The 18,542-nt window shown below is 41.5% G+C and carries 10 protein-coding genes; 7 read left to right on the top strand and 3 right to left on the bottom strand.

Features of this window, described 5'->3' with window-relative positions; all coding sequences use genetic code 11:
* Positions 1-33: 33 nt before the first annotated feature.
* Both V7K30_RS09115 and V7K30_RS09110 read right to left on the bottom strand, forming a co-directional pair.
* Complete coding sequence (locus V7K30_RS09115) at positions 34-1,434, bottom strand: cytochrome c biogenesis protein (RefSeq protein ID WP_334998770.1); 1,401 nt, start codon at positions 1,432-1,434, stop codon at positions 34-36.
* A gap of 52 nt (positions 1,435-1,486) precedes the next feature.
* A complete protein-coding gene (locus V7K30_RS09110) occupies positions 1,487-2,227 on the bottom strand; it encodes a cytochrome c biogenesis protein CcdA (RefSeq protein ID WP_334998769.1) in 741 nt (246 codons plus the stop codon).
* 271 nt (positions 2,228-2,498) lie between these two features.
* Between V7K30_RS09110 and V7K30_RS09105 the strand changes: the two genes are divergently transcribed.
* The 6 genes from V7K30_RS09105 (at position 2,499) to V7K30_RS09080 (ending at position 16,760) form a co-directional block, all read left to right on the top strand.
* Positions 2,499-9,656 carry an AAA family ATPase gene (locus tag V7K30_RS09105; RefSeq protein ID WP_334998768.1) on the top strand — a complete coding sequence of 2,386 codons (7,158 nt, stop codon included), beginning with the start codon at positions 2,499-2,501 and terminating at the stop codon, positions 9,654-9,656.
* 322 nt (positions 9,657-9,978) lie between these two features.
* Positions 9,979-12,564 carry a GAF domain-containing protein gene (locus tag V7K30_RS09100; protein ID WP_334998767.1) on the top strand — a complete coding sequence of 862 codons (2,586 nt, stop codon included), beginning with the start codon at positions 9,979-9,981 and terminating at the stop codon, positions 12,562-12,564.
* 146 nt (positions 12,565-12,710) lie between these two features.
* Positions 12,711-13,079, top strand: a complete 369-nt coding sequence (locus tag V7K30_RS09095; protein WP_334998766.1) for a pentapeptide repeat-containing protein — start codon at positions 12,711-12,713, stop codon at positions 13,077-13,079.
* Positions 13,080-13,369: 290 nt separating this feature from the next.
* Complete coding sequence (locus tag V7K30_RS09090) at positions 13,370-13,861, top strand: hypothetical protein (protein ID WP_334998765.1); 492 nt, start codon at positions 13,370-13,372, stop codon at positions 13,859-13,861.
* A gap of 1,360 nt (positions 13,862-15,221) precedes the next feature.
* A complete protein-coding gene (locus V7K30_RS09085; RefSeq protein ID WP_334998764.1) occupies positions 15,222-16,325 on the top strand; it encodes a response regulator in 1,104 nt (367 codons plus the stop codon).
* A gap of 57 nt (positions 16,326-16,382) precedes the next feature.
* Entirely contained in the window at positions 16,383-16,760 is a 378-nt protein-coding gene (locus tag V7K30_RS09080) for a response regulator transcription factor (protein ID WP_334998763.1), read from the top strand.
* A gap of 42 nt (positions 16,761-16,802) precedes the next feature.
* Here V7K30_RS09080 and V7K30_RS09075 read toward each other — a convergent pair whose 3' ends face one another.
* Entirely contained in the window at positions 16,803-17,060 is a 258-nt protein-coding gene (locus V7K30_RS09075) for a hypothetical protein (protein ID WP_334998762.1), read from the bottom strand.
* Positions 17,061-17,386: 326 nt separating this feature from the next.
* On the opposite strand from V7K30_RS09075, the gene V7K30_RS09070 reads away from it, so the two are divergent.
* Positions 17,387-18,526 (top strand): hypothetical protein, encoded by a 1,140-nt coding sequence (locus V7K30_RS09070; protein WP_334998761.1) that lies wholly within the window; start codon positions 17,387-17,389, stop codon positions 18,524-18,526.
* Positions 18,527-18,542 lie beyond the last annotated feature (16 nt).

Genomic DNA, 18,542 nt, shown 5'->3' with positions numbered 1-18,542 from the left:
GAACGCGGAGGATTACTTTGCGTCCCTCTGGGTTTAAACTTCAATCGCCGTTTGTTTCTCCTCACCTTTTGGCTGTGAACTTAGCCGATCTAAAATCTCTAAAACCTCTTGTTCAAAAGCAACTTGGGCGCGATTAGTTTTGCCACCCACATATAAGCGATCGCCTTTTTGCAATGCCCATATTTGGGAGTGAGAGAAGTAACTCATCACCACACCCAACATTAGTAAGCCAAACCCTGAATAAACAATTGGTATGCCTGGATCAGCTTTAATTTGTAAGCCAGTACTACCAATCACATCCAGAATTTTGAGTTTCACGCCATTGATTTCGGTGAACATCCCAGCGCGGACGGTATCAACAAGTTTGCCGGTAGCATCATAAATTAATACCATCCCTTGCAAGTCTTTGACTAATAGGGAGACACCCTCACTCAAATCGGGTTTAGTAGGAACCCACGTTCCCCAAATGCGCCCGTTACCGTTGGTGTTCAATTGCGCCATCGGTAGCTGAAAAATCGGGCTGTTGTTAAATTGAACGCGAACAGCTGCGATTCCCCAATCAGTTTGATAGAAAGTTACGCCATGATAGCGCAGAGGTTCGTTGACAAAAATCTTCTTGTGGTCAACTTCCTTTCCCTGATTATTTAAGACAGACAAATCCGAATAAAATTGATCAATACCGCCAGATGGAGTGTAGTCAATCCAAAAACGATTGACGCGCACAGACCAATCTTTCGGGACTTGGGCTGCTGCTAAAGGGCCGGCATCTACAATATTTGTAACTTTAAATGTATTGCCACTGGCAACCATTTCCTGAGCCAGAAACCCAGTCATCGCCCCCCAAATTCCCCCTAGCAGAATAGCGACGATGCCAATATGAACGAGAATTGGGCCGATGCGTCCGACTATTCCCTTGCGGGCGTAGAGGAGGTTTTCTTTTTCTGGATCTTGAAAAATTTTATAGCGGCGTTTCTCTAATATTTGGCACAGAGAATTCAGGGAACCAGTATCTAGTTCTGCACTCAAAGCTAACTTTTGAAATTGCCGTGGTTCTTCGTAATATTTCCAGCGCTGGGCAGCTTTTAAGGCTGGTAACTGACGGGTAAAAGAACAAGCAGTTAAGCTAGTACCAAATAAGATGAGTAATGCCAGAAACCACCAAGTACGATATACGTGGTCTAACCCAACTACCTGAATTACTTTCCAAGTTAAGAAACCAAATAAAGCTGGATGTTCTGGGTAGTTAGCCTGGTAGAATGCGGGTGACTGACCTTGTTCAATTACAGTACCGGTGGAGCTAAAGATTGCAATCAATAGCAGTAGTGCGATCGCTAGTCGTAAGTTAGTCAATACAGGCAAAAGCTCTTGTCGTAAAAACTGCCCAGGTACTGCCCACCATTTTAATTCTTTTGATGCTGAATCTTCTAAAGTCATTAGGTGTAAAATCTAAAAAGGTGTTGATATAAATCCTGATTAAGGAATTAAATTAAAAACTGCCAAGGGGAATCCGAGAAATTAAGGAAAATACACCGAATCCTACCAACAGCGCCCCGCTAACTGGGTTAATCCAACCAGACCAGCGACGCAATTCTAGTAACTTTTTAATTGAAGCTGTAAAAGTACCCGCCAAAATCAATGGTGCGACATAACCGGCTGTGTAAGAAAGTAGCAAAACAGCGCCTAAAATTAAGTCTTGTGTATTGGCAATCCAACCTAGTAAGCTGGCTAAAACAGGCGTGCTACAAGGGGATGCCACTAAGCCAAAAGTCAGCCCCAGCAAATAGGAACGCAATCCTGCTGGTAAATCTGGCGAAATCCAATTGGTTTCACCCAAGGATGGAAATTGCAGAGGTAGTGCTTCCAGTAAGTTCAGCCCCATGAGAATGGCGATAATGCTGACGATAATCGGCAAACCAATTCCCACTTGACCGTAGACTTTTCCCACAAAAGCTGCTATAATTCCCAGCCCTGCTAATGTAGTTGCTAATCCGAAAGCAAACCAAGTTGATTGGGCAGCTGCTTGCAAGCGGCTTTTGGCTTCATAACCACCGATGTAGCCAATGGTAATTGGTAGCATAGAAAGCATACAGGGTGTGAGACTGGTGAGCAAGCCAGCTGCAAAGATGATACCAATACTCATCAGGCTAAGGTGTGTCAGTTGGTTAGAAACAAGGCTGTTGGCAAATTGTTCTAATTGGTAAATTTGGGTTTGCAGGTTATCAAGCATGGGGAGTTTCTGAGCGGAAAATGCTTACTCTGCTTGAATTTTAGCTTATTTTTGGATGTAGAGTCAGCAGAAGTAATTATGCAAAGCTGATATCATCTAAATTTCATCTGCCCAAGGAAATATATTTACAATAGAATTACAACCTTTTTCAACTATTTGAAGCATAATCTTTTGTAGCTCCCAGCTGTGCTACCTTACCTTATGATTTAATTACCTGAAAATTACTGTAGTCTCACATTATCCCTGAAGAACCACGGCTGGAGTATTTGGCATGATGATTGCATTACCCGGATTTCAAATTGTCACTTTGTTAAAAGCAGGGGTAAAAGCAGTCATATACCGTGGAATTAAAGTTAAAGATCAGTGTCCGGTAATTATCAAAGTACTACGTCCAGAACAGTGTACACCGAATAATATTGAACAACTCAAACATGAGTATGCGATCGCTCAAAGGTTAAACACCACAGCAGCACTCATTGCCTACGCCTTAGAGATGCACCAGGGAATTCCTTATTTAATTATGGAGGATTTTGAGGCGCGATCGCTCGACCAGTTGCTAGACCAATTTCAACAGCCTGTTCCATTTCTGAAGATTGCCATTGAAATCACCAGAAAACTCGCACAAATCCACACTTTTAACATTGTCCACAAGGATATTAAGCCGCAAAATATCTTAGTTAACCTCGAAACTAATCAGGTCAAAATCGCCGATTTTGGTATTGCTGCCTTCATTCCCTATGAGCAGCAAAGGGTTAGTAGTTCCAGTTGCATTGAAGGCAGTTTACCTTATTTGTCACCTGAGCAAACCGGGCGGATGAATCGAGGAATTGACCATCGCAGCGATTTGTATTCTCTGGGAGTCACCTTTTATGAAATGCTCACAGGTCAGCTACCGTTTCAAGGCAAAGACCCCTTAGAGTGGATGCATTGTCATATCGCCAAATCTCCGCCATCGCCGACAAAGCTGAACTCTGATATTCCGCAAATGCTTTGTGACATCATGATGAAATTGCTCTCGAAGGAGGCAGAACAGAGGTATCAGAGCGCTTTAGGTTTGCAATTTGATCTGGAACGCTGCTTAAAGCAATTGGAGACAACCGAACAAATCCAGTCCTTTGTTTTGGGTGAGCAAGATATCTCAGAGCGCTTTCAAATTACCCAGAAATTGTATGGGCGAGAACAAGAAATTGCCAAGCTTCTCGAAGCATTTGAGCGAGTTGTTTGCCAAGGAAAACCAGAAATCATTCTCGTCTCTGGCTATGCTGGGGTTGGTAAATCAACTCTTGTGAAGGAGATTCACAAACCCATTGTCAAAGAACGTGGGATTTTTATCTGTGGTAAGTTTGATCAGCACAAACGAGATATTCCTTATTCCACCATTGTTCAAGCTTTTCAAACACTCGTTCGACAAATTTTAACACAGCCTAAAGCTCAACTTGCCACCTGGAAAAAGCGAATACAAGTAGCATTAGGAAACAATGGTAGACTAATCACAGATGTAATTCCAGAAGTTGAACTAATCGTTGGAGAACAGTCTCCTATACCAGAGTTGGGGCCTGCTGAATCTCAAAACCGATTCAACTTGGTGCTTCAGAATTTTATCAGCGTCTTTGCTCAAAAAGAGCATCCACTCGTTGTTTTCTTAGATGATATGCAGTGGACAGACAGCGCTACTTTGAATTTAATTCAAACGATCATTACTGGATCTAGTATCCAATATCTCTGCTTCATTTTGGTGTATCGAGATAACGAAGTAGATGTTGTCCATCCCTTTAGTTTGATGATGGATAAGGTTCGCCAGTATGGTGCAATAACAACTGAAATTATTCTTCCACCGTTGAATCTTGCCTATGTAAATCAGTTGATTGCTGATACCTTACATAGTTCAGCAGAACAAGTAGAACCTCTTGCCCAATTGATTATCCAAAAAACTGACGGGAATCCTTTTTTTGTCAATGAATTTCTCAAAACACTCCATCAAGAAAATCTACTGAATTTTAACCCCCCTCAATCCCACGCCAGATGCTTCAAGTCGGCAGAGCCGCCCAACGCACTGGCTCCCCTTGCTAAGGGCGGAAGTAAAGGTGAGTGGCAATGGAATCTAGCTGAGATTCAAGCCCAAGGGATTACAGATAATATTGTCAGTTTGATGATTGGGCGGATGCAAAAATTGCCACTTGCAACTCAACAGGTGCTTAAGTTAGCCTCCTGTATCGGTAATCGCTTTGATTTAGAAGTTTTGGCACTTGTTGGCGAACAATCTATTGAAGAAACGTCAAATGCACTGGTTGAAGGAATTTTAAGAGGATTAATTATTTGTATTGAGTCAGATGAAAGTGTTGATAAAAACTATCGTTTCTACCATGACCGAGTTCAACAAGCTGCTTATGCCTTAATTGCGGATGAATCAAAGTCGGCTGTTCACTTGAAGATTGGGCGACTTTTGCTGAAGAATGCTAGTGATGAAGAAGTGAATGAGCAAATTTTTGATCTAGTCAATCAACTCAATCTCGCTGTGGATCTGATTGTTGAACAAACAGAAAAAGATGAATTGGTAAGATTAAATTTAATCGCTGGCAAGAAAGCAAAAGCTTCCACAGCCTACACTCCTGCTAAAATATTTTTTAGCGTTGCCATGAATCTTTTGGCTGAAAATGCCTGGATTCAACAATACGAACAAACATTTACTTTATTTAGAGAATTGGCTGAGTGTGAATTTTTAACAGGAAATTTAGAGCAAGCGGAAGAATTATTTGATCTCCTATTGCTCAAAACAGAATCTCATGTGGGAAAATCCAATATTTATATATTGCAAATCAGACTCTACCAAGTTGCAGGTAGATATGAAGAGGCGCTGACACTGGGATTAGAAGCTTTAAAACTTTTTGGGGTGATCCTCCCTGATTTAAATGAGCAAGTGCAAAGTGCGATCATAATTGAAAGAAACCAGATATTAATAAATTTAGGTGAGAGACAAGTCTCTGATTTAATTAATGCTCCAGTAATCCAAGATCCGAATATTAAGACATTAATTAGTCTATTGACGACTTTGGGGCCACCTACTTATCTCGGTAGACCTGATCTCTTTCCGTTAGTCGTACTTAAAGCTGTTAACTACTCACTCAAGTTTGGTAATACGGAAGATTCCTGTTTCGCTTATAGTATGTATGCCATGTTGTTGGTTTCCATCTTCCATGATATTCCTACAGGCTACGCATTTTCTAAGATAACAATTCAATTGAATGAAAAGTTGCATGACTTGAAACTTAGAGGAGTTGTTCTACACATTCATGGAAGTCATATCAACGTTTGGTGTAACCATATTGCCACCGATATTCCCTTTTTAGAACGGGGATTTATCGGCTGTGTGGAAGCAGGTGATGTAACGATGGCAAACTACAACGGCTATCAAGGCTCCTGGCAAATTATCCAATTAGGCTCTCCACTTTCAGATACATACAAATCTCTAGAAAAATACACCGCCTTTGCCCGTCAGTCTAAACATGAGGCTGTCTATCAGACAATCAGATTAGAGCAAATGCTACTGATGAATCTGCGCGGACTCACTCACCAAAATCTTACTTTAAGTAATGATGAATTTGATGAATCACGCGCTTTGTCTATTATTACAGATGCAGGTTTTATCAGTGGAATTATTTTTTATAAAATTATCAAATTAATTATCTTTTTTACCTATGGACAGTATGCAGAAGCACTGAATTTTGCCTTAAAATTATCAAAACTTCTAGTTTCAACACTGGCATTACCAATTGAAACAGATTATATTTTATATTACTCACTGACTCTAACGGCTCTTTATGGAACAGTATCTTCTCAAGAGCAAGAACAGTTTTTACAAACGCTAGAATCCCATCAGCAGCAATTGCAATACTGGGCTAACCACTGCCCTGCAAACTTCTTACATAAGTCTCAATTAGTGGCTGCTGAAATAGCTCGGATTCAAGGTAGGGACTTGGAAGCAATGCGCCTGTATGAGCAATCAATTGCTTCAGCCCGTGAGCAGGGATTTGTGCAATATGAAGCTTTAGCTAATGAGCTAGCTGCTAAGTTTTACTTGGAGCGGGAGTTTGAATTAATTGCCCAAACCTACTTGCAAGTAGCTAAAAATGCCTATATGCGCTGGGAGGCATTTGCTAAAGTCAAGCATCTCGAAGAATCCTATCCTCAGCTATTACCACAACAGCTTATCTCTAACGGAACGTTTATCACCACAGGCGAACACCTAGACTTTTTATCAGTAGTTAAAGCGTCTCAAAGCATATCTAGTGAAATTGTGCTTTCGCGGTTGTTGAAGACATTAATGCAAATTGTCATCGAACAAGCAGGAGCAGAAATCGGTTATTTGTTGCTTGAACACGAGGAAAATATGGTGATCGAAGTAGAAGCTAAGGTTAATTCCCAAGCAGAAAAGCTCAATGTTTCTCGACCTGTATTAAAGGGCGAAATTTCACAGGTTATTCCGCAATCAATGCTGAATTATGTTCAACGAACTCAAGAAACAGTGATTTTGCAGAATGCCACTGAGCAAAATCTGTTTTCGGAAGATGAGTATGTGATTCAAAAGCAACCTAAATCTGTACTTTGTTTGCCGATCGCACGTCAGTCGAAATTACTTGGTATTTTATACTTAGAAAACAATCTCATCCCCAGTGCTTTTACACAGGAAAAACTTTCAGCCCTGGAGATTTTAACAGTTCAAATTGCTATTTCTCTAGAAAATGCTCGTCTTTATCAAGGTCTAGAAGACAGCCAAGCACAACTCAATTTGGCGTTAAAATCTGCCCAAATCGGTGTTTGGCGTTGGGATATTGTCAACGATCGCTTTGACTGGGATGAGCAGATTTATCAACTATTTGGGTTAACACCTGAAACCTTTGCTGGCAGCTTTGAAGCACTTTTAGCTCGTTTGCATCCAGATGATCGAGAATTACTGGCTCAATCTTTGAGTCGAGCGATTAACGATCGCGTGGAACATAATTTAGAATATCGAATTATTCAAGATGACGGCAGTATCCGCTACGCAGCGTGTCGGGGAAAAGCCTTTTTCAACCAAGCGGGTATTGCCACACACATGAGTGGTGTTGTGCTTGATATCACCGCTCGCAAACAATCTGAAGCCGAACGTGTCCAACTGATTCAAGAGCAAGCCGCCCGACAGGAAGCAGAAGCCGATCAGCAACGAGCAGCATTTTTGGCTCAAGTTAGTGCAACCCTCGCCTCTTCCCTTGATTACGAAAGCACGCTAGCAAGTGTGGCCAATCTGGTTGTGCCTTACTTCGCTGATTGGTGCAGCGTTGATCTGCTACAAGACAACCAATCAATTAATCGAGTAGCAGTTGCTCACCGAGATCCAGAGAAAGTTAAACTCGGTTGGGAACTTCATCAGCATTATCCTAGAAAGTTGGATGAGCCTCAAGGTGTGCCTAAAGTCCTGCGTACAGGAATTGCTGAAATGGTAGCTGAAATTTCAGATGTAGCCCTAGCAGCAGGTATCCCAGATGCAGAACATCTAAGGATTGTGCGTGAAATTGGTTTAAAGTCCTGTATAATCTTTCCCTTGATGGCACGGGAAAGAATTTTTGGTGCAATTTCCTTTTTTACTGCGGAATCAGAACGTTGTTACAGCACGGCTGACTTGTCACTAGCGCAAGATGTTGCCCATCGAGCTGCGATCGCCATCGATAATGCCCGCCTTTACCAAGAAGCGCAGCAAGCACAAAAAACGGCAGAAATCGCCCTGGAGCGCATTGCCCGTCTCCAATCGATCACGGCTGCCCTTTCAGAATTGCTGACACCAGCCCAAGTATCTGAAGTCATTGTAGAGCAGAGCATGGCTGCCTTGGGAGCTAGTTGTGCCCTCGTCGCCTTGCTGAATGAAAGTAAAACTGAACTAGAAATTGTCCATGCGGTTGGTTATAACCAAGATTTGGTAGATACTTGGCGGCATTTTTCCATTGATTCACGCTCCCCTCTAGCAGAAGCTGTGCGGAGTGGACAACCTATTTGGGCTGAATCGAGAGAAAATAGAATAGCTCGTTACCCTCATCTAGCTGAAGCTTACGCCCAATATGACATTGATGCCTGGATTTCTATTCCCTTGATGGTGGAGGGTTCGGCAGTTGGAGGTATAAATTTAGGATTTACTCAACTTCAACAACTTAGTGGAGAAGATCAAGCATTTATCTTGGCTGTTGCTCAACAATGCGCCCAAGCGATCGCTCGCGCTCATCTCTATGAAGCCGAACGAACGGCACGCAGCGCTGCGGAATCAGCAAATCGCGTCAAAGATGAATTTCTAGCTGTGCTGTCTCATGAATTGAGAACACCGCTTAACCCGATTCTGGGTTGGGCAAAACTGATGCGGAGCCGCAAGCTTGATCAAGCAACAAGCGATCGCGCCCTAGAAACTATTGAGCGTAATGCCAAGTTACAAACTCAATTAATTGAAGATTTGCTTGATGTCTCCCGCATCCTTCAGGGTAAACTTAACCTTAACTTCGACCCGATTAATTTGGTATCAGTGATTGAAGCTGCGATCGAGACAGTGCGTTTATCGGGGGAGGCTAAGTCTATCCAGATTCAGACAATTCTGGAATCTGGTGTCGGGCCAGTTTTAGGCGATGCCAATCGATTGCAACAAGTCATTTGGAATATCCTTTCCAATGCCATTAAGTTTACTCCTACCGGGGGAGAGGTAAAAATTAAATTAGAGCAAGTCGGCTCACAGGTAGAAATCTGCGTCACTGACACCGGGAAGGGGATTGTACCTGAGTTCTTACCTTATGTCTTTGATTATTTCCGTCAAGCAGATGGTGCAACAACTCGAAAATTTGGCGGTTTAGGTTTAGGATTAGCGATCGTTCGCCATCTTGTAGAACTTCACGGGGGAACTGTTCAAGCAGAAAGCCTGGGCGAAGGTAAAGGAGCAACTTTCACCGTCAAACTTCCATGTTTACAGGATGAAAGCAAAGGAATCAAGGATGCAAAAGATGACTCCTCACTTGTGGCAGCTCAGTCTTTGCCCCTGTCTGGCTTAGAGATTCTCGTGGTGGATGATGATGCAGATATGCGAGAATTTTTGCCCTTCATGCTAGAACAATATGGTGCAACTGTTGTCGTTGCAGCCTCAGCCATTGCCGCTTTAACTGCCCTGAGTCAATCCCAGCCAAATCTGATCATCAGCGATATCGGAATGCCAGAAATGGATGGTTATATGCTGATGCGAAAGGTGAGGAGTCTGAAACCAGAGCAAGGCGGGACAATTCCCGCGATCGCTTTAACTGCCTATGCTGGTGAGATGGATCAGCAGCAAGCGATCGCTGTCGGATTTCAACAGCATATTTCCAAGCCTGTAGATCCAGAAGAATTAGTGAAGGCGATCGCGTTATTAGACTTATTACAAAAATAAATTTTCTGAATTAGATTAAAGAATTAAAGAATTAAAAATTATTTCGGTTCATGCCCCGCCAAAGCGTGGGCGGAACAATTCCATTATCCCAAATTTAAAATCCTTAAGCCCCAACTCTTCTGGAGTGGTCTGTTTCAATCCAAAATTGGCAATCCAAAATCCCAAATTGCTTGACTTCCCCCTGACTCCACAGGATGACGCTAGCTAAACAAGCGATTAAACTATGGATAATATCAAGCAATTGTTGCTTTTAGCACCACTTACATAAATTTTATTTCATTGTTAAATCTAAAATCTCATCCTGCTATATAAAAAACCGGCTATGTCAGTGTATCAAGGAAGTTGTGGGGAGACCACCGATTTGATTATTGGTGTTCACAACCAAGAAAACCGCGAATTACAAGCAAATTCTGCTCCTGTGGGTGCTCTTGCCACAAGACAAGGAACTTTTTCTACGTTTCTTGCTCCCCTGACTCAGGATACTTTTAAACAGGTAGTTCAGGATGTCGAACAAAAATTACAGATTGTTCATCAAACCCTGTCAATGCTGGATTCTCATGGGTTTGAAACTCTTCTGCAAGAAATGTTGCATTCGATTACCTTAAAAACCGGGGAATTACTGGGGGCAGACCGGACGACGATATTTTTATTGGATGAAGAAAAACAAGAACTCTGGTCAATTCTGGCAGAGGGGGAGGGCGATCGCTCTTTAGAAATCCGCATCCCTGCTGATAAAGGCATTGCTGGGGAAGTCGCCACCTTCAAGCAAGTTATCAATATTCCCTTTGATTTTTATAGTGACCCGCGATCGCATTTTGCCCAAGAACAAGAAAAAAGAACTGGCTATCGCACCTACACCATGCTGGCTTTGCCATTGTTGAATGAACATGGGCAATTAGTTGCGGTAGTGCAATTACTGAATAAATTAAAATCTAAGAATAATCACGATGCTCCACTTGCAGAGCGCATTGATACCAAAGGTTTTGTCTATGCTGACGAACAATTATTTCAAGAATTTGCTCCTTCGATTCGCCTAATTTTAGAATCCTCGCGCTCTTTTTATGTAGCTACCCAAAAACAAAGAGCAGTGGCGGCGCTGATGAAGGCGATCAAGTCACTCTCTCAAAGCAGTCTCGACTTAGAAGACACCCTGAAGCGGGTGATGGATGAAGCTAAGGAACTGATGAATGCCGATCGCAGTACACTATGGTTAATAGACCGCGATCGCGATGAATTGTGGACGAAAATCACCCAGGACGATGGTTCAACTAAAGAGTTGCGAGTCCCCGTAGGTAAAGGCTTTGCTGGTCTAGTGGCGGTTTCTGGCAAGAAACTCAATATTGCTTTTGACTTGCACAACCATCCTGACTCGGAGACATCCCGAAAATTCGACGAGGAAAATGGCTATCGCACCTGTAGCTTGCTTTGTATGCCAGTATTTAACGGCGATGAACAACTAATTGGCGTTACCCAGCTTGTAAATAAAAAGAAGTCTGGTGATTTTCCCCCTTATAATCCAGCTGATTGGCCCAAAGCCCCCGACTGCTTCCAAGCTAGCTTTGACCGCAACGATGAAGAGTTCATGGAAGCTTTTAATATTCAAGCAGGAGTAGCACTACATAATGCCCAATTGTTTGCCACAGTCAAGCAACAAGAACAAATGCAACGGGATATTCTGCGTAGTCTTTCTAATGGAGTGGTTTCCACTGATAAAACTGGATTAATTATTGCCGCCAATGAAAGTGCCAAGCGTTTGCTAGGACTGGAGCCAGAAGACCGTTTAGAAGGTAAATTAGTTACTGATGCGATCGCCATTAAAGAAGGTGACTTTAGCAAGTGGTATCAGGATGCTTTACATGCAGTTGACTTAAAAGGCCGCCAGCAATATTACCCTGATCGCACACTCATAAGTACTAGCATAAAACCGCACAGTATTAATTTATCGATTAACACAATTGCCGATGCTAGCGACCACGAGCAAATCCGTGGGGCGCTGGTGGTGATGGAAGACATCAGTGATGAGAAGCGGCTCAAGAGTACGATGTACCGCTACATGACCCAGGAATTAGCCGAAGAATTGCTGAAATTGGATGATGCTAAACTAGGAGGCGCTCGCAAAGAAGTTTCGATTTTATTTTCCGATATTCGCGGCTACACCACTTTAACCGAAAGCTTGGAAGCAGAAGAAGTGGTGAGTATGCTCAATGAATATTTTGAATCAATGGTGGAGGCAGTCTTTAAACATAAAGGCACCCTTGACAAATATATCGGCGACGCCATCATGGCTGTGTTTGGTTCTCCCCTACCGCTGCAAGAACACGCTTGGATGGCAGTGCAAACAGCCTTAGAAATGCGCGTTCGCCTGCATGAATTTAATCTCCGTCGCCAAGCAGTTAATAAGGCCAAAATCAAGATCGGCATTGGCATCAATTCTGATACTGTCATTAGTGGAAATATTGGCTCTAGCAAGCGAATGGAATTTACCGCCATTGGCGATGGCGTTAATCTTGGCTCCCGATTAGAAAGTGTCAGTAAACAGTATGGTTGCGACATTATTATTAGCTATAACACTTTTAAACCATGCCAAGATTATATTTGGGCTAGGGAACTAGATTACATTCGTGTCAAGGGCAGAAATGAGCCAGTAGCCATATATGAATTACTGGGTTTGCGTTCCAATCCGATTGAAAGCGAAAAATTGCAAGTGATTGAGCATTATCAGAAAGGGCGCGAATATTACCTCAAGCGGGAGTTTTATCTTGCAAGAGCTGAGTTTGCTAATGTTTTGGCAGCAGACAATCAGGACAAAGCTGCTATGTTGCATCTGTTGCGTTGTCAGCATTGGTTACAATCACCCCCAACAGAATCAGATTGGGATGAAGGAGTCTGGACATTTCTGGAAAAATAAGTAACGTTGCTAAATTGACCTCTGATATCATGTCCTCGTTTCCAGCCACAGGCTGGAAATGCATTAAAAGCGGCTCTGCCGCAAATTCAGGAGGCGGCAGCCCGTACATTAGCCATTCCCAAGCAGAGACTAGGAACGAGGTAACTATGAGTGCTGAGGAATTGTTGCAACGTTATGCTGCTGGGGAACGGGATTTCAGTGGTATTGACTTGAGTGGAGCTAATTTGAGTGGGATTAATCTGACTAACGCTGACTTGAGCAGCACCGACCTGACTGGGGCTGATTTGAGTGGCAGTAACTTTATGTACAGCAAGCTGCGAGGTGTAAGGCTGATTGGTTGCAAATTCAATGGCACTAACCTCTTGGAAGTGGAATGGCGAACCACAGATTTTACTGATGTCAAATTGTCCGGAGCCATTAATTTATACTCTGGATTGTTGGAGAACGTTTTGCTTTGCAACACCACGATGCCGGATGGCAATGTCATCACTGAAGAAACTTATTGGGAAGCCTGAATGATGCTAGGTTTCTGTGCTTGCTAGCAGAGAATAAACTAAAGGATCTCCCTTGCTATTGCTATCGATCTTGCTTGACCAGTTAATTTCGATAGAAAAAACTGAGTATTTCTAACAGATAAACTTTATTTAAATTACTTTTTAAATATCTTAATATTTATCAACTAAGTTTAAAAATCTTGGGATTGAGTTCAGAATTAACAGCAATCGCTTTGTAAAGGTTAGTTGATATTTCTTGTCAAACTGCTGGTGAAGTTAGAAACTAAGAATACAACACACGCAATTATTTTATGACTGCTATTTCTAACCTTGAATTCAAACGGCCAATTTGGCAAACCGCGATCATATTGACTTTGGGCTTTTGGCTCAGTGCTAGTCTAGTTTTAGACTGGGTAATTATGCCTAGCCTTTATATTTCTGGGATGATGAGCCAAGCTGGTTTTACGACAGCAGGCTATACGATTTTTTGGAACTTCAATCGGATGGAATTATTATCTGCTGCTGTAGTATTGACTGGGGCACTAGTTTTGGGCAAAACCCGATATCACTGGCGTATTGGCAGTATTGTTTTATCTGGGCTGCTGCTAACTATAGCTGTGCTTGACACCTATTTCTTAACTCCGCAAATGTGCGCTATAGGAGTTCAACTCAACCTATTTGAAGCTGCCGCTGCTATTCCATCGACAATGAATTTACTACACGGCAGTTATTGGGTACTGGAAGTAGTTAAGCTGGTGGCTGGTGGCACACTTTTAAGCTGGTGCTGGCGGGAGCAATTTTAAGTAGATGGAGAAGTATAACGGTGAGAATGTCCATTTTTCAATCTCACGCGGAAGACGCAAATAATTTCTTTGCGTCTTTTTGCTACATATATCTTATGGGTTAATGAATGCGAACGCGGACAATTTTGTATTTTTATTTGTGACTTTTAAAACTTGAGATTTTTCGGGCAAATTGCTACCATAAAATGATTCATTCATTTATAAGTATAATTCAATAAGCAGACAAAATTATCTTTTACTGTACATTTTCAGGCTTTCAGGACATCTGAACAAATAAATACTGAAAGATTATATTAATTAGTTTTCATATTTCCTTTACTGATTTATCATGAAGTTTATATATTTCTGCTAACTTTTTTTGAAAATTATAGTAACCTGAATTTTAGTGAGTACGTTACTTGTTATCTACCACCTAGCTGAAAATAGCTATTTTGCAGGTATGTACTAGCAATCAAGAATATCGCTGTAAGTTCTTGAAATTGTCACTCCAAGTTGTGCAGGGTGACTATTTAGCCCCACACAATATTAGAACCCGTTTCTAGTACTTATGAAGAGATTCCCTTGTGCTGAACTGGTCGCCTGTGCATCTCACCACACACCATCATGGCAACAATTATCAGCTAAATCATCCTTGATCGAAAATTATCATTCTTGTTGTGCAAGTGATAATTTTGCCCAATCCCAACACTAAGAGTTGCTCTACAATCACAAACCTAAGTAAGATATTGAACTTTTTGAATGCTTAGTTTTTAATAATACTTTTTCTCTTGATGAAGTTTCCCTCAAGAATAAACTTCTAACAAAAGTACCCGACGACTTTCGTCACGGCTACAAAAACATAGTTCGTCAGCACGGACTAAAAGCCTTGATGGAGAGCCATTTCCGTCTACGTTACAGTAGATTTTGGTCGCTCCAGACTTTACCATTAGGGGCAAAAAAACTTTTGCAAGAGAACTAAAGTATCTACAATTTTAAGCTGCAAAATACGGAGAACAATGATGCTTTTGTGACTGATGGGCGAGAGCCAATGGTCTGTGCGTGGCACTTGAGTTACTGTTAGATTGGCTAGATTAGCGAAAGATACAGAAAACCAATCTAATTTTTGAAATACTATATCCTGGCAACTAGTCGGGCAATTTTGCTATTGGACAAAAGCATGAATTGGTTTAGTTGTAACTTGTGCATTATAGCTTAACAGAGATTGGTGAATTAAGAGTTGGGGGGTGTGGAATCTCTGTACTAACTCAAATGTGACCGCTATATTTATCTGACAGTACTTCCAACAAAGTCGCGGTGAATTCCGAAAAGGTAATTCACTAATTTTGCCTGCAAATGTTAATTTTATTCCAGAGCCATCCCAATGAAGACACTTCCGATTAGTAGATACAGATTTTTCCAAAAGCTCCAGCCCCTATCTCTTTTGAAAAAAATAACTGGTAAGTCGGTTACTGGTTGTTTACAGGTGTTTAGCACGTCAGGCTCTTGGTCAATATATATGGACGAGGGTAAACTAATTTATGCCTGCTACTCAGAGAAAATGTTTGAGCCGCTTTACAGGAATTTGCAACGCTTGAGTCAGCAAATTTCTACTCTCCCTGGCGGAATCAAAGAACAGTTGCGGGCGATATTTGAAACTGGTATTGAAAATCAGGCAATACCAAACCCAGATTATCTGGCTATTTGCTGGTTAGTCAATCAGAAATATATCAGTCCCTCTCAAGCGGCGATACTGATAGAGCAATTGGCGCTAGAAGTTCTGGAGTCATTTCTGAACTTAGAAGAAGGGAGTTATGAATTTATTCCTGAAAGCTTTCTGGATGACATGCCAAAGTTTTGTCATCTAAATCTCCGCTTACTAGTTGAACGATGTCAAACACCGCGAAGCGTTGGGGAAGCCTCTCGTAGAGAAGTGGCTTATCGTCAGACATCGCCAACTTCTCAATCGCACCCCTCACAATTGTTCCAAATAAATCAGCTACAACCTCAAGCCAAAACTACACCAAAGTTACCTAGAACAAACGGCTATAAACCAGCAGCCTACTCTATTAATACTAATGAACATAGGGATCAGCGAATCAGCCAACCGCCAGCTGGCAAAAAACTCTACACAATCTTCTGTATTGATGACAGCCCTACAGTACTGAATACTATTAAAAGTTATTTAGATGAGCAAACCTTTTCTGTTGTCGGAGTCACCGATCCTTTGAAAGCTTTAATGCAGATTATCCGTATAAAACCCGACATAATTTTATTGGATATTTCGATGCCTAATTTAGACGGATACGAACTCTGCTCTTTGCTGCGTAAACACTCACATTTTAAAAAAATACCTGTGATTATGGTGTCAGCAAAAGTAGGATTTCTAGATAGAGCTAAAGCTAAGATGGTCGGAGCATCAGGCTATTTAACCAAGCCTTTTACACAAGGAGATTTACTAAAAGTCATCTTTCAACATATTGTTTAATTTCCTAATATAAAAAATAACTCCACTTGACTAACATATTTTTTTGGAGATTTAAGGTTGAGTATTACCTGGATCGCTACCATTCTGGTTATAGAAGATTGCCTGAGTGAATTGAAATTAATTAGTCATTATCTCAGCGATCGGGGTTACAATATAATTAAGGCAAGTTGTGCCAAAGAAGCTCTAGAAATAATCTTAGAATCAAAGCCAGATGCGATTGTTACTGATGTAGTAATGCCGGGAATGAGTGGATTTGAATTGTGTCGCTTCATCAAAACAAATTCAGCTAATCAAAAAGTGCCTATTGTAATTTGCAGTAGCAAAAATCAGGCAATTCACCGCTTGTGGGCAAAAAAGCAAGGTGCTGACGCCTATATAACTAAGCCATATACGCCTGAGCAGCTACTGAGTGTCATTCAATCACTTGAGGCATAAACCTACAAATTAGTTTGTGGAGTATAAGGCAATACGCTTGGGTTAAGGATAGTTGTAGGTTGGGTTGAACATTCGTGTTACCCAACAAACCACGAAAAATGTTGGGTTTCGTTCCTCAACCCAACCTACGCAGGTTAAGATTTTTGGCTTTAACCCAAGCGTATTGGGATATAAGGCAATATTGTTCAGTTTGCCGCGATTGAGGGTAAACAGGTGATGATCATCGGCAAAATGGGAACGGGGAAAAGTACTTTGGCACAGTACTTGGCTTACACCATCGGCAGTGCGGTGAAAATCCATGAGTGTGAAGGCACTCCTACCGACTGGTCAGGCTTGGAAGCCATCGGCCGCAGTGAGGACTGGGTTTGACAATCCGCTCAAAGAGGAAAAACGGGCTGAAAATGACCTATAAATTTCTTAACCGAGCAGTATTGAGAAGTGAGCTTTTGGCTAGCGATCGCCAGTTGTTATTTTTTGGTCAGGTCAGGGAACTCTATTAATACGGTTCAGTAATTCGCGCAGCGTTGACCAGAGAAAGGCTTCCCGTAGGGTAATAACTGGCATTGGTTGTTGTGGGTTTATTTGAACTGGATTGTAAAAATATTTTGAGTTTTGAGGATCGGCTAATGGATAAATCAATTATTCAGTTGGTTGACGAATTACCGACTGACAATATCACTGTCAAAGTTTTAAAGGCTCTCGATTATGTAGTACCAGGTGAGTGGAGCAATTTGGTGGGGTTTGAGAATAATATTCGCAGCATTACTGGAGAAACCGATGCTAAGATAATTCAGAAAATCCGCGATCGCGCTGTTGTTCTATACGAAGATCCTCAACAAGGCTACCAGTTTGCAATCAAACTTTATCAAACAATTGATAAGGCAGACACAGCTATGGGAGCGGCAGCTTTAGCGAATAAAGTTAGTGAGAAAATCGGATTTCTATCTTTTTTAGGTAAAATTACTCCGAAAGCTGATGTAACTCAATCCATTGACTTAGTATTGAAAATCGCCGTCGAAATCATTGCCTTTTGCAAACTAAATGGCATTCCTCAACCTAATCCCCAAGAGTTTGCTAATTCCCTAGCTAACAACTATCAAAATGCATCCCTAATGCGGATGGTGGCTCTAGTTTGTCTAGACGGAATTTTACCCTTAGGCCCCAACTTTCTCAGCAAAATTCAGGAAATTATTAGTGGCACTGATGCTGGCGTAATAACTCAAAATCCTGTTTTCTTAGCCATTAATAACTTTCTCCCAGGCAGTAATCCCTCAGATAAAGTTGGTTTCATAACTCAGGGTTTTAACTCTGTGCAAGGCTGGATGAATAACTTAGTATCCAAAACAGGCATAACCCCGCAATCAATTTCTAGTCATTTGGGTAATTTTATCCAGATTGCTGATGATAATTTAGATTTTGTCGCAGCATTCCTAGATCAAACTACCAATTACTACGAACATACGGGAATTCAAAGTGTTGCTCGCAGCTTGATTTTGCAAGCCTATACTTTAGTAAAAGAGGAAATTAAACAAGAGGAGCAAAAACCTATTCAAGATGTTTCATCTGCTGTCAAGTCAGATAACAATCAGTATGAAATCAGCAAAACAGTAGAAATATGGGACAATGATGATCAGGATTGGTATCAGGGAACAATTGAGAAAATCCAAGATGACCAATTCTTTATTCAGGTTCTTCAGTACTTACTATGCCAAATTATTAGCTATGCCCGTAAAATAAGATTAAAAATTGTATTAAAAACTTACTAAAAGCATCGCAGCTATT

Origin of the sequence: Nostoc sp., assembly GCF_036917655.1 — a bacterium.
Classification (GTDB): domain Bacteria; phylum Cyanobacteriota; class Cyanobacteriia; order Cyanobacteriales; family Nostocaceae; genus Nostoc.
The sequence above is the reverse complement of the archived record's forward strand: the minus strand, read 5'-3'. Positions and strand labels throughout refer to the sequence as shown.

What these genes read in the sequence shown, in the direction of transcription:
- V7K30_RS09100 (WP_334998767.1), top strand. Translation starts at nt 9,979, where the DNA reads ATGTCAGTGTATCAAGGAAGTTGTGGGGAGACCACCGATTTGATTATT.
- V7K30_RS09105 (WP_334998768.1), top strand. Translation starts at nt 2,499, where the DNA reads ATGATGATTGCATTACCCGGATTTCAAATTGTCACTTTGTTAAAAGCA.
- V7K30_RS09095 (WP_334998766.1), top strand. Translation starts at nt 12,711, where the DNA reads ATGAGTGCTGAGGAATTGTTGCAACGTTATGCTGCTGGGGAACGGGAT.
- V7K30_RS09090 (WP_334998765.1), top strand. Translation starts at nt 13,370, where the DNA reads ATGACTGCTATTTCTAACCTTGAATTCAAACGGCCAATTTGGCAAACC.
- V7K30_RS09085 (WP_334998764.1), top strand. Translation starts at nt 15,222, where the DNA reads ATGAAGACACTTCCGATTAGTAGATACAGATTTTTCCAAAAGCTCCAG.
- V7K30_RS09070 (WP_334998761.1), top strand. Translation starts at nt 17,387, where the DNA reads ATGGATAAATCAATTATTCAGTTGGTTGACGAATTACCGACTGACAAT.
- V7K30_RS09110 (WP_334998769.1), bottom strand. Translation starts at nt 2,227, where the DNA reads ATGCTTGATAACCTGCAAACCCAAATTTACCAATTAGAACAATTTGCC.
- V7K30_RS09115 (WP_334998770.1), bottom strand. Translation starts at nt 1,434, where the DNA reads ATGACTTTAGAAGATTCAGCATCAAAAGAATTAAAATGGTGGGCAGTA.
- V7K30_RS09075 (WP_334998762.1), bottom strand. Translation starts at nt 17,060, where the DNA reads ATGGATTTTCACCGCACTGCCGATGGTGTAAGCCAAGTACTGTGCCAA.